Source organism: Sinorhizobium glycinis (assembly GCF_001651865.1).
Lineage (GTDB): Bacteria > Pseudomonadota > Alphaproteobacteria > Rhizobiales > Rhizobiaceae > Sinorhizobium > Sinorhizobium glycinis.
This window is the reverse complement of record NZ_LPUX01000064.1, coordinates 723,303-745,740: the sequence shown is the minus strand read 5'-3', so window position 1 is coordinate 745,740 and position 22,438 is coordinate 723,303. Positions and strand designations below refer to the sequence as shown.

18 protein-coding genes are annotated in these 22,438 nt (G+C 63.5%); 5 read left to right on the top strand and 13 right to left on the bottom strand.

Features of this window, described 5'->3' with window-relative positions; genetic code table 11:
- Window positions 1-24 precede the first annotated feature (24 nt).
- A complete protein-coding gene (locus AU381_RS23235) occupies window positions 25-1,068 on the bottom strand; it encodes a 4-hydroxythreonine-4-phosphate dehydrogenase PdxA (protein ID WP_064244216.1) in 1,044 nt (347 codons plus the stop codon).
- Window positions 1,069-1,269: 201 nt separating this feature from the next.
- Between AU381_RS23235 and AU381_RS23230 the strand changes: the two genes are divergently transcribed.
- The gene (locus AU381_RS23230) at window positions 1,270-1,956 is read left to right on the top strand and encodes a GntR family transcriptional regulator (protein ID WP_064244058.1); all 687 of its coding nucleotides are present in this window, start codon (window positions 1,270-1,272) and stop codon (window positions 1,954-1,956) included.
- Between the two features lie 63 nt (window positions 1,957-2,019).
- Here AU381_RS23230 and AU381_RS23225 read toward each other — a convergent pair whose 3' ends face one another.
- A complete protein-coding gene (locus AU381_RS23225; RefSeq protein WP_064244057.1) occupies window positions 2,020-2,565 on the bottom strand; it encodes a Pycsar system effector family protein in 546 nt (181 codons plus the stop codon).
- 130 nt (window positions 2,566-2,695) lie between these two features.
- On the opposite strand from AU381_RS23225, the gene AU381_RS23220 reads away from it, so the two are divergent.
- Together AU381_RS23220 and AU381_RS23215 are read left to right on the top strand one after the other, a co-directional pair.
- Window positions 2,696-6,295 carry a FecR domain-containing protein gene (locus AU381_RS23220; protein ID WP_064244056.1) on the top strand — a complete coding sequence of 1,200 codons (3,600 nt, stop codon included), beginning with the start codon at window positions 2,696-2,698 and terminating at the stop codon, window positions 6,293-6,295.
- Window positions 6,295-8,289, top strand: a complete 1,995-nt coding sequence (locus AU381_RS23215) for a CHASE2 domain-containing protein (protein ID WP_064244055.1) — start codon at window positions 6,295-6,297, stop codon at window positions 8,287-8,289. The genes AU381_RS23220 and AU381_RS23215 overlap by 1 nt, the downstream gene beginning before the upstream one ends.
- Before the next feature lie 27 nt (window positions 8,290-8,316).
- Here the strand turns inward: AU381_RS23215 and AU381_RS23210 are convergent, their stop codons facing one another.
- The gene (locus AU381_RS23210) at window positions 8,317-8,715 is read right to left on the bottom strand and encodes a hypothetical protein (RefSeq protein ID WP_064244215.1); all 399 of its coding nucleotides are present in this window, start codon (window positions 8,713-8,715) and stop codon (window positions 8,317-8,319) included.
- Window positions 8,716-9,058: 343 nt separating this feature from the next.
- Here AU381_RS23210 and AU381_RS23205 point away from each other — a divergent pair, with 343 nt between their 5' ends.
- Complete coding sequence (locus AU381_RS23205) at window positions 9,059-9,505, top strand: hypothetical protein (RefSeq protein WP_064244054.1); 447 nt, start codon at window positions 9,059-9,061, stop codon at window positions 9,503-9,505.
- A 70-nt stretch (window positions 9,506-9,575) separates the two neighbouring features.
- Here AU381_RS23205 and AU381_RS23200 read toward each other — a convergent pair whose 3' ends face one another.
- From AU381_RS23200 to pcaD, 5 genes are all read right to left on the bottom strand, one after another.
- On the bottom strand, window positions 9,576-10,631 hold the full coding sequence (locus tag AU381_RS23200; protein ID WP_064244053.1) for a 3-carboxy-cis,cis-muconate cycloisomerase: 1,056 nt from the start codon (window positions 10,629-10,631) through the stop codon (window positions 9,576-9,578).
- Between the two features lie 79 nt (window positions 10,632-10,710).
- Window positions 10,711-11,325 carry a protocatechuate 3,4-dioxygenase subunit alpha gene (gene pcaG / locus AU381_RS23195; protein ID WP_064244052.1) on the bottom strand — a complete coding sequence of 205 codons (615 nt, stop codon included), beginning with the start codon at window positions 11,323-11,325 and terminating at the stop codon, window positions 10,711-10,713.
- 11 nt (window positions 11,326-11,336) lie between these two features.
- Window positions 11,337-12,086: a protocatechuate 3,4-dioxygenase subunit beta gene (gene pcaH, locus AU381_RS23190; RefSeq protein WP_064244051.1), complete on the bottom strand. Its 750-nt coding sequence runs from the start codon at window positions 12,084-12,086 to the stop codon at window positions 11,337-11,339.
- Between the two features lie 2 nt (window positions 12,087-12,088).
- Window positions 12,089-12,493 carry a 4-carboxymuconolactone decarboxylase gene (gene pcaC / locus AU381_RS23185; RefSeq protein WP_064244050.1) on the bottom strand — a complete coding sequence of 135 codons (405 nt, stop codon included), beginning with the start codon at window positions 12,491-12,493 and terminating at the stop codon, window positions 12,089-12,091.
- A 10-nt stretch (window positions 12,494-12,503) separates the two neighbouring features.
- Window positions 12,504-13,304, bottom strand: a complete 801-nt coding sequence (gene pcaD / locus AU381_RS23180; protein WP_064244049.1) for a 3-oxoadipate enol-lactonase — start codon at window positions 13,302-13,304, stop codon at window positions 12,504-12,506.
- 93 nt (window positions 13,305-13,397) lie between these two features.
- On the opposite strand from pcaD, the gene pcaQ reads away from it, so the two are divergent.
- Window positions 13,398-14,324, top strand: coding sequence for a pca operon transcription factor PcaQ (gene pcaQ, locus AU381_RS23175; RefSeq protein ID WP_064244214.1), 927 nt, complete (start codon window positions 13,398-13,400; stop codon window positions 14,322-14,324).
- Between the two features lie 191 nt (window positions 14,325-14,515).
- On the opposite strand, the gene AU381_RS23170 is transcribed toward pcaQ, so the two are convergent.
- From AU381_RS23170 to AU381_RS23150, 5 genes are all read right to left on the bottom strand, one after another.
- Window positions 14,516-15,766 (bottom strand): MFS transporter, encoded by a 1,251-nt coding sequence (locus AU381_RS23170; protein ID WP_064244048.1) that lies wholly within the window; start codon window positions 15,764-15,766, stop codon window positions 14,516-14,518.
- Window positions 15,766-17,901, bottom strand: coding sequence for a TonB-dependent siderophore receptor (locus AU381_RS23165; protein ID WP_064244047.1), 2,136 nt, complete (start codon window positions 17,899-17,901; stop codon window positions 15,766-15,768). The genes AU381_RS23170 and AU381_RS23165 overlap by 1 nt, the downstream gene beginning before the upstream one ends.
- Window positions 17,902-18,136: 235 nt before the next feature.
- Window positions 18,137-19,690 (bottom strand): acetolactate synthase large subunit, encoded by a 1,554-nt coding sequence (locus AU381_RS23160; RefSeq protein ID WP_064244046.1) that lies wholly within the window; start codon window positions 19,688-19,690, stop codon window positions 18,137-18,139.
- A 121-nt stretch (window positions 19,691-19,811) separates the two neighbouring features.
- The gene (gene ggt / locus AU381_RS23155) at window positions 19,812-21,557 is read right to left on the bottom strand and encodes a gamma-glutamyltransferase (protein ID WP_064244045.1); all 1,746 of its coding nucleotides are present in this window, start codon (window positions 21,555-21,557) and stop codon (window positions 19,812-19,814) included.
- A gap of 85 nt (window positions 21,558-21,642) precedes the next feature.
- Window positions 21,643-22,305: a sulfite oxidase-like oxidoreductase gene (locus AU381_RS23150; protein ID WP_064244044.1), complete on the bottom strand. Its 663-nt coding sequence runs from the start codon at window positions 22,303-22,305 to the stop codon at window positions 21,643-21,645.
- Between the last annotated feature and the right edge of the window lie 133 nt (window positions 22,306-22,438).

Below are 22,438 nucleotides of genomic sequence, written 5' to 3'. Positions count from 1 at the left end.
GGTATGGCTTGAAAGCGTGCGAATTCAGGCGGCCGCCGAGAGGCCGCGGTTTTTCTTCGCCATGCGGGCCGCAAGCAGCATCGCTTCGCGGCTGGCGCCGACATCGGCAATGCCCTTGCCGGCAATGTCATAGGCCGTGCCATGCGCCGGCGTGCAGAGCGGGAAAGGCAGGCCGCCCATCATCGTCACGCCCTTGTCGAAGCCCATCAGCTTCATGGCGATCTGGCCCTGGTCGTGATACATCGTCAGCACCGCGTGGAAGCCTTCCTTCAGCGCCCGGACGAAGACCGTGTCGGCCGGGAACGGTCCTTCCACGTTGAAGCCGAGCGCCTTCGCCTTCTCGACGGCGGGCTCGATGATGTCGATCTCTTCCATGCCGAAGCTGCCGCCGTCGCCGGCATGCGGATTGAGCCCCGCGACGGCGATCCGCGCCTCGTCATGGCCGGCATTCCTAAGGCAGACCCGGGTCAGTTCGAGTTCTGCGACGATCCCTTCCACCGAAAGGCTCCGCGCCACTTCCGACAGCGGAATGTGCGACGTGACGCGGGCGTTCCATACTTTATCGAGAACATTGAACTCGCGGACCTTGCCGGTGAAGGACAGCACATCGGCGACGAAGCGGATCTCGTCGTCGTAGCCCGGATAGGCAAAGCGCATCGCCTTCTTGTTGAAGGGCGTGAAGCAGACCGCATCGGCCTTGCCGGCATGCGCCAGTTCCAGCGCCACTCGGAAATTGCGAGTCGCGAAAGAGCCGCCGGCAAGCGTCGCCTCGCCGCGCACCACGTCGGCCGGATCGAGATGCTTGAGATCGACGAAGACGTGACGCGACGTGCCGGCCTTGTCGAGGGCATCGAGCGACGCTGCATCGAGATCGAGCTCGACGCCGGCAACCTTCGCACCCTCGTCGAGAATGCGGCGGTCCCCGACGGCAATGATGTGCGCCGCTTCGCGGACATCCACAAGCGCCAGCAGCCGCGCCGTCAGTTCCGGACTGATCCCGGCCGGGTCGCCCATGGCAAGGGCGATGACAGGACGCCCACTCTTCGCTTCGGCCGCACCATTCGTCATCGTGAGATGTCCTCCATCCTCTGCGTTGATCGATGTCATATGTTATTCAAAATTTTGCATCAAGTCTTTTGTATTCTGTATGCAGCATTTTTTGTTGACGATGGAGAAGGCTGTCTCCATGCTTGAATGAGACACCGCTGATTCAATCGAGCGGTCGAGGGAACTTAAGACCGGTCACCGGTCTGAGCGCAGAACGGAAAAATGAACGAAATCACATCTCTGGAACGGCGGCCCGAGGGCGGCCCGGGGCCGATCCGGCGCACCGCGCTGCACGATACGCTGGTCACCCACTTGCGCGACATGATCATCGAGGGCGACCTTCCGCCCGGCACCCGCCTGCACGAAGGACAGCTCGGCGAGCAGCTCGGCGTGTCGCGCACGCCGCTTCGCGAGGCGATCAAGTATCTGGCGAGCGAAGGCCTCGTCGAGCTCGTTCCGAGCCGCGGCGCCGTCGTCAAGCGCTTCAGTGCCAAGGACGTCCAGGATATGTTGACGGTGCTGCGGTCGCTCGAGGAACTCGCCGGCCGGCTCGCCTGCGAAACGGCAAGCGATGCGGGCGTAGCCGAAGTACGGGCGCTGCACGACGAGATGGTTAGCCGCTACAAGGCGGGCGACCGGCTGCAATATTACAAGCTCAACCAGCAGATCCACACGGCGATCGCCCAGCTTTCCGGCAATGCGGCGCTGGCCGACATGCACGGGATCTTGCAGACGCGCCTGAAGCGCATTCGCTTCATCGGCCACGAAGGCCCGGAAAAATGGGCCGCCGCCGTCGCCGAGCACGAGGAGATGATCGCCGCGCTCGAGGCGCGCGATCAGGCGAGGCTGTCGGAGGTGCTGGGGCGGCACCTGAGAAAGGCCTGGGAGCGGGTGCGCGACTCGGTGTAATGCTACCGGCGCGCCGCCACGCGCTGGCGCAACGACGGATTCTCATTGCGACCCCGAAGGCGGCTAGGGGATTGCCAGCAGACAGACATAGGCAAGCACCGTCACCAACAGGCCGCGGAAAGCGGCAATGACAAAGCGGTATTTGCTGCAGGCGATCGCCGAGAGCACGTCGGCATTGTCCACGTACTGGCGAAACAGATAGGCCGAATCACCACGGCCTGCCGCATCGATGAATTCGTTGCGGTGGGCGCGCCATGCACCCCAGAACAGCGTCGTGGAGGTGGCACCCTTCCTCGGCAGAACCACGAGGATGGCGGCAAGGAGCGAGAATATCGAGGCCAGAGCCATGACGGCCGAAAATATCATCGGCAGCATCTCCCCTTCCATGTAGCGCTGCCAAGTAAACACGTTCCGCCCCTCTTCCGACGAGACCAAGAAAGCAAACATGAAAGTGAAGATATAGGCTGCCTTCTGATCCGACATCTTGATCTGGTCGGAGAAGACATCATTGATCTTCTGGATGTGATCGTAATAGGCGCTCGGCGCGGCCTCCGACCTCTCTCCTTCACTTGGCGTTTCGAGCTTGTACAGGTTTCCGCCCAGATCCATGCGCGCCCCCTTGTTTCTTGTCTCCTCTTTATTACACCGGAGCCGCAACTTTATATGCCCAAAACTGGGCGCTTGACTTTTCTTCACCGAAAATCCACTGGATTCCGTGTAACGAGGAGCAATTGCAGGAATGCGGCGAAGAAGAACGGGGGCATTGCTGACCGCAATGGCGCTCTTTGCGCCATGGCCCGCGCTCGCCGAGCCGGTGCCGCGGCATCAGCCGGCAGCAGGGTCCGTCATCGCCCGCAAGTCCGGCGAGGAGGTGCGCTTCGTCGACGTCTCCAACTGGCGCTTCGTTGACCTCGCCCAGGACCTGATCCCAGGCGACGTGCTGCGGACCAACGCCACCGGCTCACTTGCCGTGCTCTTCCGGGACCACACGCAGATTCGGCTCGGGCGTAACACGGCGCTCCGCGTCAAGCAGATCGGCGGAGGCGACACCAACCTCGAACTCGAATCGGGGTCGATCTGGGCCCGCGCCGAGCGCGGCGGCGAAGGCCTGGTGATCGACACGCCCGCCGCGGCCGCTGCCATCCGCGGCACCGACTGGACGATGAGGGTCGGGGGCGACGGCAAGACCTCGCTCACCGTCCTCGAAGGCGTCGTCGAACTCAAGAACGCCTATGGCAGCGTCACTGTGAAACAGGGCGAGGGTGCGGTAGCCGCGATCGGCAGCGCGCCGACGAAAATTTTCATCGTCGCGCCGACGGACCGCGAGCAGATGCTCATCCATCTCTCGCTCCGAGACGCCTTCGTCTGGATGCCGCCGACGCCACTCAGCGTTCCTGAGATGCGTCGTCAACGCGCGCGGATCGAGGCCAAGCCGGAAATGTCACGCTCGGCCGAGGACTGGCTGACGCTTGCCGAAATCTATTCGTCCCTCAATGGCCGCCACAAGGCTCAAGCAGCTCTTTCGCAGGCGACCGAGCTTGGCTTGACAAGCGTGCAGACGGCTCGCGCCGACCTCATCAGGGCATTGATCGCCGGCTCCTCGAAACAGTATCGGGAGGCCGCCCGGCTGTTCGAGAAAGCCGAGCGCGGCCTCGACGCCAACCGCCGTACGATCGCTGCCTATGGCGGTTATTTTGCGCGCGGCCTCGCCGATCCTACCCGCGTGGAGGAGCCGCCACGCAATGCCACCGGCCGGTACGCCGGCATGGCGCAGGCCTGGACCGCAGGTTTCCGGGAGGATATTCCCGCAGCGATCGAGGTCATCAAAAAGGCCGAGCGGCGATACCCCGACGATCCGAGCCTTCCTGCTTTGCGGGCGCAAGCCGCACTCTTGATTGACGATCGGGAAGAGTTTCGCGATGGCGTCGACCGGGCACTTTCGATCGATCCCGAAGATCCGACTGCGCTCGAGGCCCGCGCCCGCTATCGTTATCACATCGAGAATGATCTCGAGGGCGCCCTTGCCGATCTCCAGGCCGGGCTGAAGACGGCGCCCGGATCATCGTCGATTCTGAATTCCTTGGGTATCGTCCAGAGTGTGCGCGGCGACAATCGCGCTGCGGAGGCCGCCTTCAAGGAAGCGATTGTACTCGATCCCCTTGATCCCGTCGCCCATGCAAATCTAGCTCTCCAGTATCTGGATGAAATGCGGATTGCCGAGGCGAAACGAGAGATCGATACCGTACTTTCCGTGGATCCCTCGTTCGACCTCGCACTTTTGGCGCGCGGCCGCTATTACTTGCAGAATGGTGAAGTCGACAAGGCAGTTCAAGACTTGCTCGCCGCCTCGACGGCCAACCCCACCTATTCCAATGCCCAGCTGCTGCTTGCGGCAGCCCATTATGAAAAGGACGACCGGGTACCCGCTGCCCAGGCGCTCGACAATGCCGACAGGCTCGACCCCAACGATCCTGTCGTGCCAATGGCGCGAACCGCCGTTGCGATCGATGCCTATGACGCGGACGCCGCCATCCGCAACGCCCAGGAAGCAATGCGCCGCACACGCGCGCGCGGCGGCGATACGGCGGCGCTTGGTGCGAACCAGGAGCAAGGCTCGACGCTCAACGACGCGTTCCGCCTGCAGGGGCTAGACGCCTGGGGCCAATATTACGGCGATGCCGTGTTCGACCCCTTTTCCGGCGCGAGCTACGTGGACCAGGCGGTGCGCGGCAGCGTCAATCCCTTCTTCAACGATTACGATTTCGACGCGAACGCAGTCATCAACACGGCCAATCCAACCGGCTACTCCGCTCTCATCCAGGGGCTCCTGATAGAGCCACACATGCTCGCGAGCCGGGAACGGACGGTCAACCTGCTGCAATCGCCCTTCTTCGAAACCGAGCTTGGCGGTGGGATCATCGCCAATGACGATCATACCGGGTGGGTAGGAGAAGCGGGAGTTCGCGGATTTACGGTGTCCCCGTTCCCGATCAGCGTATTCAGCACGTTCCAATGGGAGGAGCCGAGGGACACGATCGAATCCGGAGGCGCGCGCCTGGAACGGGAGCTGCGGATTATCGGAGGCAATGGCTTCATCACGGCCAATCCGACTCCTGACGACCGTTTTGTCGCCTTCGCAAATTATTCGAACATCGACGATTTCCAGGAACTTCTGCCCAGCCCGCCGGATATCGAAATAGGGGACAACTCTTCCGCAATACTTTCGGGCGTCGCGTGGAGTCACACATTCGGTTACCGCAATGTCGGAAACGCCGCTCTGTTTTTCAATGAATTTCGCACGGATGATACTGACACGCGGACCGTCAGCGGGGTAGGCCCCAGCGTCGATGTTGAGACAAAGCAGCGAGCGTACATCGCCGCCTTGAGCCACATTTATGGCGAAGGAGACCTGACTTGGCATTATGGTGTTGAAGGCGGGATGACCCGGTCGGATAGCAGCACGGAATCCACTTTCATCCTGCCGCCGCCTCTGCCATCCCCGACTACAATTGACTTTCAATCCTCTACGCAGGCGGTCGTAAAGGCCTATGTCGACGGTCTCTATGAGATCACCCCGGACCTGAAGGTCGAAGGCGCACTGTTTGCCCGCTACATCGAGGACGCCAACGACAACAATATCCGGCTCGAGCCGAAACTGGGTGTCGCCTGGGCCCCCGCCGAGGGCCATTGGCTGCGTGCAGCGGTGCAGCGCGAAGGCTACAACTTTGACGCGGCCACGCTAGCGCCCGTCGGCATCGTCGGGCTGCAACCCAATCAGTATCTGATCGGGACAGAGGGCTATGCCGACACGCTCGCTCTTCGTTGGGATGCCGAATGGAACGACTGGTTCTTCACGGCTGCCGACTTTCAGCATCAGGAAATCCATAACGGCTCGATTGACTTCCCGTTCTTGACGACGGGATTTGATTTCGACAAAGGAAGAGTCGACCGCGTCGCATTGACCGCCAACGTAGCGATCGGCCATGGCCTCGGTCTCTCCGCAACAGTGGCCCGCATCGAAAGCGAGAACCTGTCGGCCGGCAGCAGCGGCGATCTTCCCTTCCTCCCGAAAAATTCGGGCCAGGTGGCTTTGACCTGGGTCAACACTGCAAACATCAAGACGACGGTGGCGGCAAACTACGTTGGCGAACGGACGGACAGCACGGCCACGCTCGACGACTTCTGGACGCTCGACGCCGCCCTGCAATGGGAGCCCTTCGACAAGCGCTTCGAAGTTGAACTTGCCGGCTTCAACCTGCTCGATGAGGAATTCGAGGTGCGTGACGGCATTCCCGGCTGGGGCCCCACCGTCAAGGGCACCGTCAAAGTGCGGTTCTGATGCACGCCCGTCAACGCGTTTCCACAACGATCGATCGAATCCGTCATTCGCCGCGGCGGGCGAAGCTTGCCGCCCTCACCGCCTTCGTTGCCATGCTCGTCTCGCTTGTCTCGCTGACCGGCAGCTGGTCGCTCGCGGATCTCCGCGCCTACGACTATCTCTCGATCATCGGCCGGCCTACGCTACCCGAGGACGGCCCCGTCATCGTCGCGATCGACGAACCGTCCATGGCCGAGATCGGCAGCCAGTGGCCCTGGCCGCGCACCCTGCATGGCCGGCTGATCGAAGCGTTGCGAAAGGCCGGCGCGCGGGCGATCGCGATGGACGTGATCTTCGCCGAGCCGGCCGCCGATCCGGAAAACGATAAAGCGCTGGCTGAGGCGCTCGGTCCGGACGTGGTGCTGGCCGGCGACCAGACGCTGATCCAGACGCCGCAGGCCGAACAGTTCGTCCGCACCGAGCCCCTCCCCTTCTTCACGGAGAGAGGCGCGAAAGTCGGCATCGCCTCGGTCAATCTCAGCGGCGACGGCACCTTGCGGCAGCTTCCCCCCTATGCGGACGGCTTCGCGGTGACGCTTGCGACGGTTGCCGGAAGGAACCCGGAGCCGCCGCAGCGGCGGAGCTTGATCCAGACCTTCGGCCCGGCGCGCACCTATCCGACCGTATCCTACTACCAGGCGCTCGACCCGGAGAATTTCCTGCCGGAGGGCACCTTCCGCGATCGCGTCGTCATTGTCGGCTTGAGCCTGCAGAACGCCCCGTCCATCAATGAAGGCGGCACTGACACCTTCGCCACCTCCGACACGGTTTTTTCGCGCGCACTCGTTGCAGGCGCTGAGGTCCAGGCGACGATCTACGACAATCTCGTGCATCGTCTTTTCATCCAGAGGGCCGGTGAAGCGATCGCTATCCCGGCGATTGTGCTTGCCGCCCTTGCGGCGGCAGTCACTGTGTCCAAATCGACGAGTTGGCGGACGCTCGGCTATGGCGCCCTCGCGCTTGGGCTCATCTTCCTCGCAAGCTGCGGCCTGCTCCGCTTCGGTCATCTGTTCGTCTCGCCGCTCGGCCCTTCCCTCGCCTTCCTCGGCGTTGCGGTCGGCCAGGCGGGCATCGACTATGCCGAAGAGCGTCGTCGCCGCCGCGAGATCACGCGCGCCTTCTCGCAATATCTGTCGCCGGCACTTGTCGAACGGCTGGCGCAGGATCCGACGCAATTGAAGCTCGGCGGTGAAAGACGGACGCTCACGATCCTCTTCTGCGACGTGCGCGGCTTTACGACAATTTCGGAAGACATGAAGGACGACCCGGAGGGGCTGACGACGCTGATCAACCGGCTGCTGACGCCGCTGTCGGAGGCCGTGCTCAACCTAGGTGGCACAATCGACAAATATATCGGCGACTGTCTGATGGCCTTCTGGAACGCTCCGCTCGACGATCCCGACCATGCCGTCCATGCCGTTCAGGCGGCGAAGGACATGCTCGCCGCCCTCGAGCGCTTGAACGCAGAACTCGAGGCCGAAGCCAACGCCGCCGCACAGCCGCCGAAGACGCTGCGAATCGGAATCGGCATCAATACGGGCGAATGCGTCGTCGGCAACATGGGCTCCTCCCGCCGCTTCGACTATTCGGCGCTGGGGGACGCGGTCAACCTCGCCTCGCGCCTCGAGGGCGCCTCGAAGGACTATGGTATCCCGCTGCTCCTTGGGGAGCGGACGGCCGGGCTCGCCGCCGCCAGGTTCCCGGTCGTCGAGATCGACCGCATCACCGTCAAGGGGCGGAACACGGTCTCGCCGGTCTTCACGCTGGCCGAAGGCGCCTCCGAAGCCGCGCTTGCCCGGCACCTCGCCTATCTCGAAGCAAAGTACCGCGATCCAGCCGGCGTCGACGCGGCGCTGCTCGACGAACTCAAATCGGCTCTGCCCTCGCTCAAGCACTATTATGAACGGGAGCGCGAGCGGCTGACGGCGGTGAACCGCGGCGGAATGCCCGCTTAGAAGAGCCCGAGCTTCGGTTCCCGCCGATCATCGTAAGGCGCCGGTCAGCGTCCGAAGCAGCGGCCCGCCTTTAGCGTCGTGGACGATGAGAGAAACGGTTCCGAAAAGAACTTCGATCGTAACGTCACTGAAGGATATTAGCCAAAGTCTCGGATTGAGCGCTTTCCATTCGGCTGTCTCCTTGCCGCCTGCAACCTCGTTGAACTGCCATGGCTGGACCGGGTACCGGCACTCCTGCAGACCTTCGACGTTTATAGGCGATACTCGAAAACCGATAACATCCCCGAATTTGAGCACCACATTGCCACCTCCCGCACGGGGAGAGGCTTGATAGCACAGCAGGACGTCGTTTCCGTCATAGAGGGCCGCCGGATTCGCGACTGTTCCTATCTCGGGAAACGCCTCTTGGGGTTCCGATACTTGCATGCTTTGCTCGCGTCTCTGCTTCTGCACAAGGTTGAGGCACAGTTCCGGTCAACCAGCCACTTTGTCAACCCGCCAGTCAGGCCAGCGGAAGAGCCCGCAAATATACATGCATATTCTAATATTTCTTCGGAACGATTGCACCGCGGCGGTGAAATTTTGACAAAACTTTGTCAAAACCCGCCGGCAAAACTTTATTTATTGTTAATGTGACTTCCGCCGTCTCCGGGCCTATTCCTTTACTCGAGGCTGAATACTGCCGGCGACCGAATGGATCGCGACGCGACGGTATGAGACAGCCCCGATCGGAAGCTTGCCGCTTCCTCGAGTTCAAGGAGACGCAAAAATGCGCTCGCTCATCAAGACATCCGCAATCGCCGCCCTCGCTCTGTCGCTCGCCGCAGGAGGCGCCTTCGCGGCCGGACGCCACGAAAGCGTGACCTCGACCGGTCCCGAGAACGGCGACTATTATCAGGGAATATTCGGCAACGACGACGTGGCCCCTCCCGCCCCGGTCGCCCGGCCGATGACGTCGGCCGTCGTGGTTCAGCAGCCGCGGCTCGCCACCATCCTCCACGAGCTGCGCGCCGCCAATCATCGCATGGATGCGGAGCGTTTCTCGGGCAAGCTCAGCTCCGTCGCCTTCAACAGGCTGCGTCGCGAGGAACGAGACATTCGCGCCGACGCAACCCGGGTAGCGGCGATGCATAACGGCCGGATACCGAACTCTTCCTATGCACAATTGCAGAGGGACATTCGCCGGCTCGACGGGAATATTGCCCGATCGGCTTGATTGCCTGACTCCGCCTGAGCAATTGCCGGACCGCTTCCCAGGAAGCGGTCCGGCGTCGTTTCGACGGTCCTCAAGCGGCGCCCAGACGCCGGATATTGCCGGCAAGTTCCGTGGCAAGCCGCAGCGCCGCCGCGGTCGCGCCGACGATCTGCGGCAGCAGCAGCCATTCGAGCGTCCAGGCGGAACCGGACCGCTCCTGCTCGTGCACAAGAGCCTGATGGATGCCGGAAATCTGCGTGGCGTTGAAGCGCGCCAGCGTCACCAGCACTTCGGCGGCGACCGGGTTCTGCTTATGGGCCATGGCGGAGGACGAACCGCCGCCGGCCAGCACGATTTCGTCGCCCGCCTGTGCCATCAGGGCGATGTCCTGGCCGAACTTGCCGAGGCTGCCGGTGATCAGCGAAAGCAGGTGGGCGAAATCGGCGATCGCCGAGCGCTGGCTGTGCCATTGCGGACAGTCGATCAGCGCCAGCTCCTCCGCCAGCGTCGCACGAACCGCGTCCGCCTTGTCCTCGAGCTTGTCGAGCGTGCCGGCCGCACCGCCGAATTGCACGGCGAACAGGTCGATATCCATGGCGTCGAGCCGGTCCTGGTGGTCGAGCAGCGGCTCGGCCCAGCTGCGCATTCGATCCGCAACGGTGATCGGGATGGCTGCCTGCATGCGCGTGCGGCCCATCAGCGGACGCTCGCCCCATTGCCGGACGCCTTCCTCCAGCGCGGCGACGATTTCACCGAGGCGGGCGGAAAAGAGCTCGCCGATCGCCTTCAGGCGCAGCATCAGGCTGGTGTCGATGACATCCTGGCTGGTGGCGCCGTAATGCACGTGCTCCGCCGCCTCTTCGCCGACGGCGCGCCGCAATTGCCGGACGAGTTCCGGGACGGCGACACCGTCCATGGCCACGCCGCGCCGCAAGGCCGCGACATCCGGATAAAAGGCGCGGCAAGCTTCGGTGATCCGGTCGGCGGCCGCATGCGGAATCACGCCGTACTGCGCTTCGGCCCGCGCCAGCGCCGCCTCGAAAGCCAGCATGGCGCGGATTTCCGCGGCCGCGGAAAACTCCGCCGCTACCGCTTCGTCGCCAAGCAGGCCGGAAAGATAGGGGTGATCAAAGGCCGAATAGGTCATTCCACGTCTCCAGGATCTGGCCTCCCCGAAACAGGGAGACGTCGACAAGCATGTGGCAACGCGGATGGGTCGCCGATGGTCAGATGTCCAGGAAGACGGTTTCCTTCTCCCCCTGGAGATGAATGTCGAAATGATAATTAGGCGCCCGACCGCCGGCGACAAGCGTCTCGGCCCGGTGGCGATGCTCGATCCGCTGAAGCAGCGGATCCTCGGCGTTCGCGGCCGCCTCGTCGGGGAAGTAGAGGCGCGTCTGGAGCCCGATGTTGATGCCGCGCGCGACGATCCAGAAGGTGATGTGCGGCGCCATCAGGCGGCCGTCCTTGAAGGGAATGCGGCCGGGCTTGACGGTCTCGAACACGAAGGTGCCGTCTTCGGCGCTCGTCGGGCAGCGGCCCCAGCCGGTGAAATTCGGGTCGGCCGCACCGCGCATTTCCGAAGGCGAATTGTAGAGACCCGCGGCATCCGCCTGCCAGATTTCGATCAGCGCGTCCCTGAGCGGCGCGCCCGCGCCGTCGATCACCCGACCGGTCACGGTGATGCGCTCTCCAAGCGTCTTTTCATTGACCATCGACGATCCGAGGTCGCGTTCGTAGACGCCGGAAATGCCGCCGAAGTTCGGCGTCAGGCCGATATGGACGTAAGGTCCGGCTGTCTGCGAAGGCGTTTCCTTGAGGTAGCCCAGATTCTGAACCATCGTTTCCCTCCTCAATTGCCTTCCGGCCGGTTCTCGAAGAACGTCGAGCGGCGGCCGCGCAGCACGATGTCGAACTTGTAGGCCCGCGCATCCATCGGGATGGTGTTGGCCCAGTCGAGCGGCGCGATCAGTTGCTCGATCGCGCGGGCGTCGGCGATCGTGCCGACGATCGGACATTTCCAGATCATCGGATCCCCTTCGAAATACATCTGGGTGATCAGCCGCTGGGCGAATCCGTGGCCGAAGACCGAGAAATGGATATGGGCCGGCCGCCAGTCGTTGACGCCGTTCGGCCAGGGGTAGGCTCCCGGCCGGATCGTCCGGAAAACATAGGAGCCGTTCTCGTCGGTGATCGTCCGGCCGCAGCCGCCGAAATTCGGATCGAGGGCCGCGAGGTAGCTTTCCTTCTTGTGACGGTAGCGCCCGCCGGCATTGGCCTGCCAGAATTCGAGAAGCGCGCCGGCGACCGGACGGCCCCGCTCGTCGAGCACCCGGCCATGCACGATGATGCGTTCGCCGATGGCGCTTTCGCCGGGCTTGGCGAAATTGTGGATCAGGTCGTTGTCAAGTTCGCCCAGGATCGAATGGCCGAAGACCGGACCGGTGATCTCGGAAATCGTGTTGTCGAGCGAAAGCAGCGCCTTTCGCGGCGAACGCAGCACCGAAGTCTTGTAGCCGGGCGCGAAGGCCGGCGGGTGCCAATCCCGGTCCCGCTGGAAAAAGGCGCCCGTTTCGGGCCTTCGATTTTCAGTGTCGGACATCGTCACTCCCCCTCCCGCTTCGCGGCATCCATCTCGCCGAACACCTGCTTGGCGATCTTGATGGCGTGATTGGCGGCCGGCACGCCGGCATAGATCGCCACATGCAGCAGCGCCTCGCAAATGTCCTCGCGCGTTGCCCCCGTGTTGGCCGTGGCGCGAACATGCATCGCCACCTCCTCGTCCTGACCAAGGGCGGCGAGCAGCGCGATGGTGACGATCGACCGCTCCCGTTTCGTCAAGGCCGGGCGCGACCAGACATGGCCCCAGGCCGCCTCGGTGATCAGTTCCTGGAACGGCTGGTCGAATTCCGTCGTCGCCGATTGGGCGCGGTCGACATGGCTGTCGCCGAGGACAGCGCGGCGCGTCGCCATGCCCTGGCGATAGCGGTCGGAGGCGTTGTCGATCATGGGGCATCACTCATCGGTTTGTCTCCGGGGACTTGAAGAAACTCAGGAGCGCCCTGGTCAGCGCCTCCGGCTGCTCGACGCAGGGGATATGCCCGGCATCGCGGATCACTTCGAAGCGCGCGCCGGGAATGAGGCCGGCCGTCGAGCGCACCAGATCGGGCGGCGTCGAACCGTCCTGGTCGCCGACGAGGCAGAGCACCGGCACGGCGATCCTTCTGGCGGCTTCGGTGTAGTCGGCGTCGCGGATTGCCGCGCAGGTGCCGACGTAGCCCGGCACCGGCTGGCGGATCAGCATGTTGCGGTAACAGGCGAAGGCGACGTTTTCGGGCCGGCGGAAGGCCGGCGTGAACCAGCGCTCCAGCACCGCGTCGGCGACCGCCTCGATGCCGTGGGCCTCGATCGCCGCGATGCGGGCGGCCCACATTTCGGCCGTGCCGATCTTGTGCGCCGTATCGGCAAGCACGAGCGCCCGCACCAGATCGGGGCGGCGCTGGTAAAGCGATTGGGCAATCAGGCCGCCGACCGAAAGTCCGCAGATGATAGCGCTCTTGACGGCGAGCAGGTCGAGCAGACCGGCGAGGTCGGTCGCGAGATCCTCGATCGCGTACGGCACCTGGCCGATATCGGACAGGCCGTGGCCGCGCTTGTCGTAGAGGAGGATGGCATACTGATCGGACAGGCAGGCGGCCACGTCGCCCCAGATGCGGAAATCCGTGCCCAGCGAATTGATGAAGACAAGCACCGGTTTCTCGGCGACGGCGCCGATCAACCGATAGTGGATGGTGATGTCGTTCAAACGGGTGACTTGCACGGTTCGTCTCCTCACCACCCAAATTGGCCGTTTCATCTGGTTAGGTAAAATGATATTTTGCGCCGATCCATTAACTCCCGAGTTATGCTTTCAATGATCGACGCGCGTATCAAGTTTCGCCATCTGCAGACATTTGTCGAGGTCGCGCGCCAGAAGAGCGTGGTGAAGGCCGCCGATCTCCTGAATGTCACGCAGCCGGCGGTCACCAAGACGATCCGCGAGCTGGAGGAGGTTTTGGGCGTCTCGGTATTCGAGCGCGACGGGCGCGGCATCAAGATCACCCGCTACGGCGAGGTCTTCCTGCGCCATGCCGGCGCGGCGCTGACGGCGCTCCGGCAGGGCCTCGATTCCGTCTCGCAGGAGCGCTCCGGCGAAGGGCCGCCGATTCGCGTCGGCGCGCTGCCGACGGTCTCGACGCGCATCATGCCGCGGGCGATCGCGCTTTTCCTCGAGGAGAAGACCGGCGCCCGGCTGAAGATCGTCACGGGCGAGAACGCGGTGCTTCTCGAACAGCTTCGCGTCGGCGATCTCGACCTCGTCGTCGGCAGGCTCGCCGCGCCCGACCGCATGACCGGCTTCTCCTTCGAGCACCTCTATTCCGAGCAGGTGGTCTTCGCCGTGCGCGCCGGCCATCCGCTGCTGTCCGGCAAGCAGTCGGTGTTCGCGCATCTCGGCGACTATCCCGTGTTGATGCCGACTAGAGCCTCGATCATCCGTCCCTTCGTCGAGCGCTACCTGATCGCCAACGGCATTGCCGGCCTGCCGAACCAGATCGAGACGGTCTCCGATTCCTTCGGCCGCGCCTTCGTCAGATCGAGCGACGCCATCTGGATCATCTCGAACGGGGTCATCGCCACCGACATCGAGGACGGTCTGCTCACCGCCCTGCCGATTGACACCAGCGAGACGAAAGGACCGGTGGGCCTCACCATGCGCACCGACGCGATACCCTCGCTGCCGCTGTCGATCCTGATGCAGACGATCCGCGAGGCGGCCGAGGCGGTGACGGCCAAGGCCTAAAGTGCAATTCGATCAGATCGGAACGGCAAGAATCGGGGGGAATGGGTTGTGCTGCCCCCTCTGCCCTGCCGGGCATCTCCCCCGCAAGGGTGGAGATCGGCAAGTGGTAACGTCCAGCCGATCCCCCTTGTGTCCCCTTGGGGGAGATGCCCGGCGGGGCAGAGGGGGTGCCTCCCGATCGCAGCAACGATTCAACCGTGCGAGACCGCACCGGTGGCAAGGCCGGCACGGCCTCGCATCAGCAAGTAGATGGCCGGCGCCGCGGCAAAGCAGATCGCTGCGGCGATGCCGAAATAGGCGGTGTAGCCAAACCTCTCGGCGATCCAGCCGGCACCGACCCCGCCGACCATGCTGACGAGGCTGTCCGCGCATTGGAAAAGCGTGAAGTCGACGCCCGCCTGTCTCGGGTCCGACCAGCCCATGAATTGCGAATAGAGGGCGACGAAGCCGAGTGCCATGACGCCCGACGAGGAGAGGATGGCGACGCCGATCACCATCGCTCTCGGAGCGCTGCCGCCGAAATCGAAGAAGCCGAAGGCAAGAAGCATGGCGGTCTGCAGCAGAATGGCGAGCGTCAGCACGAGATTCGCCCCGAAAAGACGCACCGCCGCGCCGCCTGTCAGAGCCCCGGCAAGCCCTACCACCATGCTGCCGAAGCCGTTCAGCACGCCGACCGTCGCGAGATCGAGGCCGTAGTCGATGAGGAAGGGGCCGAGCATGGAGAGCCCCCATTTCTGCGCCGCAACGTAGATTGCCGCAACGACGAGGCCTTTTCGAACCGCCGGGCGCTTCAGCGCGGTGACGAGCGACGGCGTATGGGGGCGCGTCTCGACAGCGCCACGCGTGGCAGGCCCGAAGGCGAAGGGAAGGCCGAGCAGGAATACGACTGCGGCCATGGAAAAGACTGCGGGCGACCAGCCATAGCGGTCGACGAGGACGAGGAAGAGCCCCGCGCCGACCGCCGAGCCGAGATAGGAGCCTCCCACCTGTGCGGTGTTGCCCCAGCCGTGGTGTTCCTTGGAGAGCGTCTCCACCGCATAGCCGTCACAGGCTATGTCGACGGTCGAGGTCACCAAGGCGACAAGGATGAGTGCTACCAGCACCGGCATCAGCGGCGAAAGACCGGTGATCCCGATGGCAACGAGGCCCGCGGCGCAAAGCGAACCGCCGACGGCCGCGATGACGCGTGACCGGTTGCGGCCGACGCGCGGCAACCGGAACCGCTCCACATAGGGCGACCAGAGGAACTTCAGCGCCCAGGGCAGCACGGTGAGATAGACGAGACCGATCTGATCGAGCGGCAGGCCCTGGTTGCGCAGTACAGCCGGCAGGCCGAGCATGGTCAGCCCGCCGATGACGCTCTGGGCGACATAGAGGCCGCCGACCGTGACAAAGACCACGGCCGGCGAAACGCGCGCTGGGCTGGCGTCGCGCGCCGGCATCAGAAGCGGTAGCGCAGGCTGCCGACGACCTTGCGCCCTTCGTCGAAGTAGCAGAAGCCGGTCGTGCAGATCTGCTTGACCTCGTCCAGGAGGTTCGTGGCGTTGACCTGGAGGCGGACGCCGTCCATCGACGGATTGAGCTTCCCGAGATCGTAGCGCAGCGAAGCATCGACGAAGGTGCGCGACTCATTGTCGAGCACCGGCGTGTTCTGGTTGTCGCCGAAGCTGGAGCCGAGATAGCGGACGCCGGCGCCAAGCCCCAACCCTTCGAACGTGCCGCTCTGGAACTCATAGTCCGCCCAGAGCGAGAAGGTATGGTAGGGCGTGGAGTTCAGCTGGTTGCCCACTGTTTCGGCAGTCAGCTTGGTGATCTTGACGTCGTTGTAGGAATAGGCGGCGATCACGCTCAGGCCGTTGTCCAGCGAAGCGGACGCTTCCAGTTCAAAGCCTCGGGACCGCAGATCGAGCTGGCGCAGCAGGTTCACGCCGGAAGAGGTCTCGTAGACCGAGGCGTTCTCCTGGTCGATGTTGAAGACGGATGCGGTGATGAGAGCGTTGTGATCCGGCAGCGCGTATTTCACGCCAACCTCGTACTGCTCGCCGATCGTCGGCTTGGCCTGCTCGGAAACGCCGCCGGTCGTCAGGATGACGCCCGGATTGGCGACGAAGGACGTGCCGTAGCTGACATAGGGCATGACGTTCCACGGCGTCACGTAACCGAGCCCGATACGCCCGGTCGTCTCGCTGTCGTCGCGCGAATATTGGACGCCGCCAGGGGTATACTTGCTGTCGAGCCAATCGTGGCGCAGGCCTGCGGTCAGCCGCCAGGCATCGTATTCGACCTGGTCCTGAACATAGATGCCGACCGCGTTCTGCCGTTGGTTCTCGTGGTAGCTGATCTCCGGCACATAGGCGAAATCGTCGGTGAAGAGATCCGGACCGGACCCCTGTGCCGAGGTGTACTTCATGGAGCTGTAGTCGATGCCGGTGATGAGCTGATGGTCGAGCGCGCCGGTCTCGAAGTCGGTCTTCAGATAGGTGTCCGTCGCAAGGCCGCTATTGTCCTCCATGACGATGCCCGGATAGTTCGCATAGACCCATTCCTGCCGCGTCGACAGGTCGGAGTATCGCAGCTTGTGATAGAGCGTCACATTGTCCGAAAGGGCGTGCTCCAGTTCGTAGCCGATGCGCCATTGTTTCTGGTCGAAGTCGTTGAAGCGCTCGTCGCCGCCATAGACGGGTGTGGCTCCGATCGACGTGCCGCCCGATCCGTAGTTATTGATGTAGCCCCAGGTACCGCCCGTCGTCGAATCCATGTACTCGCCGAGCAGCGTGAGCTTCGTGCCCTCGTCCGGCTGCCAGGTCATGGCCGGCGCGATGAAGAGACGGTCGTCCTTGATGGCGCTGATCTCGCTGCGCGCGTCGCGGGCAAGACCCGTCAGCCGATAGAGCACCGTATTCTCTGCATCGACGGGACCAGAGAAATCGAAGGCGCCCTGCACGCGCCCGTAGGAGCCGTATTGCATCTCGACCTCGCGGAACTGTTCCTCTGTCGGCCGCTTCGAGATGATGTCGACGATGCCGCCGGAGCTGCTCGCGCCATAGATCGATGCCGCCGGGCCACGCAGGATGCTGATCGCCTCGACGCCATAGGGTTCCAGGCGGAAGAGGCCGTTCGGGCTGCTGATCTGGCGCAGGCCGTCGCGGAAGATGCCGGTATAGGTGAGATCGACGCCGCGCACCTTGAAGGCATCGAAACGGGGTTCGGCGCCGTACTGGCCGACTCGCACGCCGGGCGTGTAGCTTACCGCTTCGCTGAGGTTCTGCGGCTTGCGGTCATCGAGCTGCTTGCGGCTGACCGTCGATATCGATTGGGGCGTCTCGGCCACCGGCGTATCGGTCTTGGTGGCCGTCCGGCCGGATTTCGCGACATAGCCATCGGTCTCGACGATGCCTTCTACGCCGTCGGCGCCTTGGCCGCCCTGGACGACCAGGGTCTGCAGCGCCGTCGCGCCGCTGTTCGCGGTTCCCGGCGAGGCGGTCTGGGCCTGGGCGAATGCGATGCCGAGCAGCGCCGAGGCACCTGCGAGCGCTGTGGTCGCGGCGAACCTCCGTGCGAGTGATATCGATGTCATGGTGACCCCTTTCCGAATGCCAGGCACGCGCCTGCCCACCGTCCGCCTGGATGTCCCCCAAGGCGGCCGCGCAAGCATTGTTGAGTATTTAATTCATGTTTTCGATAAGAGAAAACCGCCGGCTATGCAATGGCGGATTTTCGAAAACTTACATGGAAATTAGGGGGCAGCGGACTGCAACCTGTACGCCCTGTGGAGGACGGTGCGGACACGATTCGAGATTTTGCCAAACCGCTCAAATGACCGCTTCGATCAGAAACGGTCCGCGGCGCGCCAATGCACTGTCGAGCAGGTCGGCAAACTCCTCGCAGGATTGCGCACGTGCCGCCTCAACCCCCAGGCCTTGAGCCATCGACACCCAATCCAGCGGCGGGTGATCAAGGTCCAGCATCCGCCGCGCGTTTTCCCCAATCACTTCAACGCCGACATTCCGCATCTCGGCATGGAGGACAGCGTAAGAGCGATTGGAGAAGATGACCGTCACCACGTCGAGGTTCTCGCGGGCCTGCGTCCACAGCCCCTGCACCGTGTACATGGCGCTGCCATCCGCTTGCAGATTGAAGACTTTCCGGTCGGGGCAAGCGATCGCAGCGCCCGTCGCCAGCGGAATGCCAGCACCGATCGCCCCACCTGTCGTCATAAGGAAGTCGTGCGGTGCGGCGAAGGCCGACAGCGCAAAGAACCGGCGCGCCGAGGTGATTGCTTCCTCGCACACGATCGCATTCTCCGGAAGCTTGTGTGCCATCATTACGGCGATGGCGTCATCGGTCAGCCTGCCGTTCGGCGTGGGCTCATCGGAAGGAGCTGTCGCGCGCGGCAGCGGCTGCGATCGCCTGACGCCCAGTTCGTCTCGCAGAGCCTCCAGCGCGCCGTGCGAATCGTCTCCGTGCTTTGCCAGAACCAGAACGTTGCAATCGTCGCGAACCAGCCGACCAGGCTTGCCCGGATAGGCAAAAAACGCCACCGGTTCCGGAGCACCTACCAGCACCAGCACGTCGATGTCGTCCAACAGCTCCAATGCAGCGTCGATCGGATAGGGGATGCAAGTCGGCGCGACACGGCCGATGCCCCGCTCCATCCGGGTCACCAGAACCTCGCTGAACAGGCGAACATCCCTGGCAATGGCGATTTGTCCGGCGATTGCCAGGCAGTCTGCGCGTGCGGCGGCTCCACTAACAACAATTCCGACCCGACCGGGCGCATTGCGGACTGCTTCGGCGACTTCCCGCACGACATCCATCCCGACAACGGATGGCGCAGGAAGATCCAGCCTGTTCGGTGGGGCGGACTCGACTTTGCCCCAAGCGGCATTTGCCGGCAAAATCAACGTTGCTATTCCGGGAGGGGATAAGGACGCTCGGTATGCAGCCTCGACCGACCCCACAACGTCCTCCGGCCCGGCGATGCGACGCACCCAATTGGACATCGGAGCGGCCAGGCTCTCGATATCGGTGGTAAGCGGAGCATCGAGGGGAAGATGGTACGACGCATGATCGCCGACGATGTTTATCATGGGAATCCTGGCGCGGCGGGCATTGTGAAGGTTGGCAAGACCATTCGCCAGGCCTGGGCCGGTGTGGAGCAATGTTACTGCTGGGCGGTCGGTCATGCGTGCATAGCCATCAGCCGCTCCGGTGACGACGCCCTCGAATAGACCAAGAACGCATCTCAGTTCGGGCTTGCGGTCAAGCGCCGCGACGAAATGCATTTCCGATGTTCCGGGATTTGCGAAGCACACCTTGATATCATTGGCCAAGAGGGTGTCGCAAAGGCTGTCCGCTCCATTCATGGCAGTACCCCGCGTTCGATAGCCTTAGAGAGTGAGATACGAGCGCACCCTGAACAGACGCTCGGCTGACCGAAAGAGCTGCTTAGGCAATTTGCCGCGCAGGCCGGAAATGGCCGGTGGGTTAATACCCCCTCGCCGCTCCGGCTCCGATGCGGCTGTCGACCCCGCCATTGTAGCGGGCGCCGCCGCCGGCCTCGATTTCACTCAGACTCTCGCCGCCGACGAGGATGCCGGTCGCCTGTCCCCAGATCGTCCAGCTTTCGTCAATCTGCACATCGTGGCCCATCGCCGAGAGCAGCTTCCGCGTATCCGGCGAAAGCGCATAGGGTTCCATGAACACCTTGTCCGGCAGCCATTGATGGTGGAGGCGCGGCGCGTCGACCGCCTCCTGGATGTTCATGCCGTGGTCGATGACGTTGAGGATCGCCTCGAGCGTGATGGTGATGATGCGCGCGCCGCCGGGGCTGCCGATCACCATGAACGGCTTGCCGTCCCTGGAGATGATCGTCGGGCTCATCGACGAAAGCGGCGTCTTGCCGGGCGCGATCGCATTCGCCTCGCCCTGCACGAGGCCGTAGAGATTGGGCGCACCCGGCTTGGCGGTGAAGTCGTCCATCTCGTTGTTGAGCAGGATCCCCGTCCCCGGCGCCACCACGCCCGCGCCGAAGGAGCCGTTCAGCGTATAGGTGACGGCGACGGCATTGCCCTCGTCGTCGATGATCGAATAGTGCGTCGTTTCCTTGCTCTCGCCGAAACCCTCGGGCATCAGCGCCTCGGAGAGGCCGGCCTTGAACGGATCGATCTTGTCGCGGATCTCCTTCGCATAGGCCTTGTCGACGAGCTTGGCGACCGGATTCTCGACGAAGTCCGGGTCCCCGAGCGCGGTGTTGCGGTCGACATAGGCATGGCGCATCGCCTCGACCATCGCATGCACCGTCTCGGCCGAGCCGTAGCCGAGATAGGAGAGCGGATAGCCTTCGAGGATGTTGAGGATCTCGCAGATGATCACGCCTCCCGAGGAAGGCGGCGGCGACGAGACGATATCGTAGCCGCGGTAATTGCACTTGACCGGCTCCAACTCGCGTACGGCATATTGCTCGAAATCCCTCTTGGAGAGGATGCCGCCCTTCTCCGCACTCGCCTTGACGATCTGATCGGCGATGGCGCCCTTGTAGAAGGCATCCGGCCCCTTCTCGGCGATGCTTGCGAGCGAAGCGGCAAGGTCGGCCTGGACCAGCCTGTCGCCGACGGCGAACGGCTTTCCGCCGGGCTTCAGGAAGATCGCGGCCGCGGCCGGGTCCTTCGCCAGCCGCTCGGTTCTGCCGTCGAAGGAATCGACATCGCCCTGTTCGAGCGCGAAACCTTCTCGGGCGAGCTTGATCGCCGGCCCGATCAGTTCTTTCAGCGGCCGCGTGCCGTAACGGCTGCGGGCGAACTCGAAGCCCGCCACCGGACCGGGCACGCCGACCGCGAGATAACCGTTTGTGCTCAGGCCTTTGACGAGCTCACCCTTGTCGTCCTGATACATCGTCTTGGTGGCGGCGAGCGGCGCGCGCTCGCGGAAATCCAGGAATGTCGTCTTGCCGTCCTTGAAGCGGATCGTCATGAAGCCGCCGCCGCCGATATTGCCGGCGGTCGGATAGACGACGGCCAGCGCATAGCCGACGGCAACCGCCGCATCGACCGCATTGCCGCCCTTCTTCAGGACCTCGACGCCGATGTCGGAAGCGAGATGCTGGGCGGTGACGACCATGCCGTGCTCGGCCTTTACCGGCTCGGGCGAAGCGGCGCGAGCGGGCTGCGGCAAGGACGTCGCGCATGCGAACAACAGGGCGAAGGACAGGCTTTTCATGGCGGTGCTGCGCATGCTCCCCTCCAGATCAAGTATCTTTCAACCGTGGACTGTAGCATCAAAGATCGAAAGTTGTAGTCGAAGATGGCGCGGGTGCGGATCAATCGCCGGAATAGCGCTCCTCGCGCCAGGGGTCGCCGCGCATATGGTAGCCGTTCCGCTCCCAGAAGCCGGCCGCGTCGCGGCTGCGAAAATCGATGCGCGTCAGCCACTTGGCGCTCTTCCAGAGATAGAGTTGCGGCACGATGAGACGCATCGGCCCGCCGTGCGGCCGGGTAATTGGCGCGCCTTCCCACATCGTCGCAAGAATTGCGTCTTCGGCGGCGAAATCGGCGAGCGGCAGGTTGGTCGAATAGCCGTCGAAGCTCGTCAGCATCACGTACTCCGCCTCCGGCCTTGGCATCACCCGATCGAGCAGATCGCGCGTCGCGACACCCTGCCAGCGATTGTCGTAACGCGACCAGGTCGTCACGCAGTGAATGTCGGAGAGGCTCTCGCTCTGCGGCAGCGACTGGAAGGCCGTCCAGTCGAGCGAAAGCGGATGGTCCACCGCCCCGGTCACGTCGAGCCGCCAGTTTTCCAGCGCGATATGCGGCTGCTGTCCAAGGTCCAGGACGGGCCAGTCCTTGACGAGATGCTGACCGGGCGGAAGCCGGTCGGTCTCGGGCCGAGCGATGCGGCCGGTCAGGAACCTGCCATCGGCCGCCCAGCGCCGCTTGGTGGATGTCAGCTTCGTCTCCGGTATCGATTCGTCGTCGACCATGATGCACCCGTCTCGTTATTGGTCTTAAGAGCTGATTTGAGGCTCGCAATGTCGCCGCGTCAAGCAAGCCTACCGGCCAAATCAGGGCTTACGTCTTTCGAGCTAGACCAAAAGAGCGAGGCTCGATTGACTG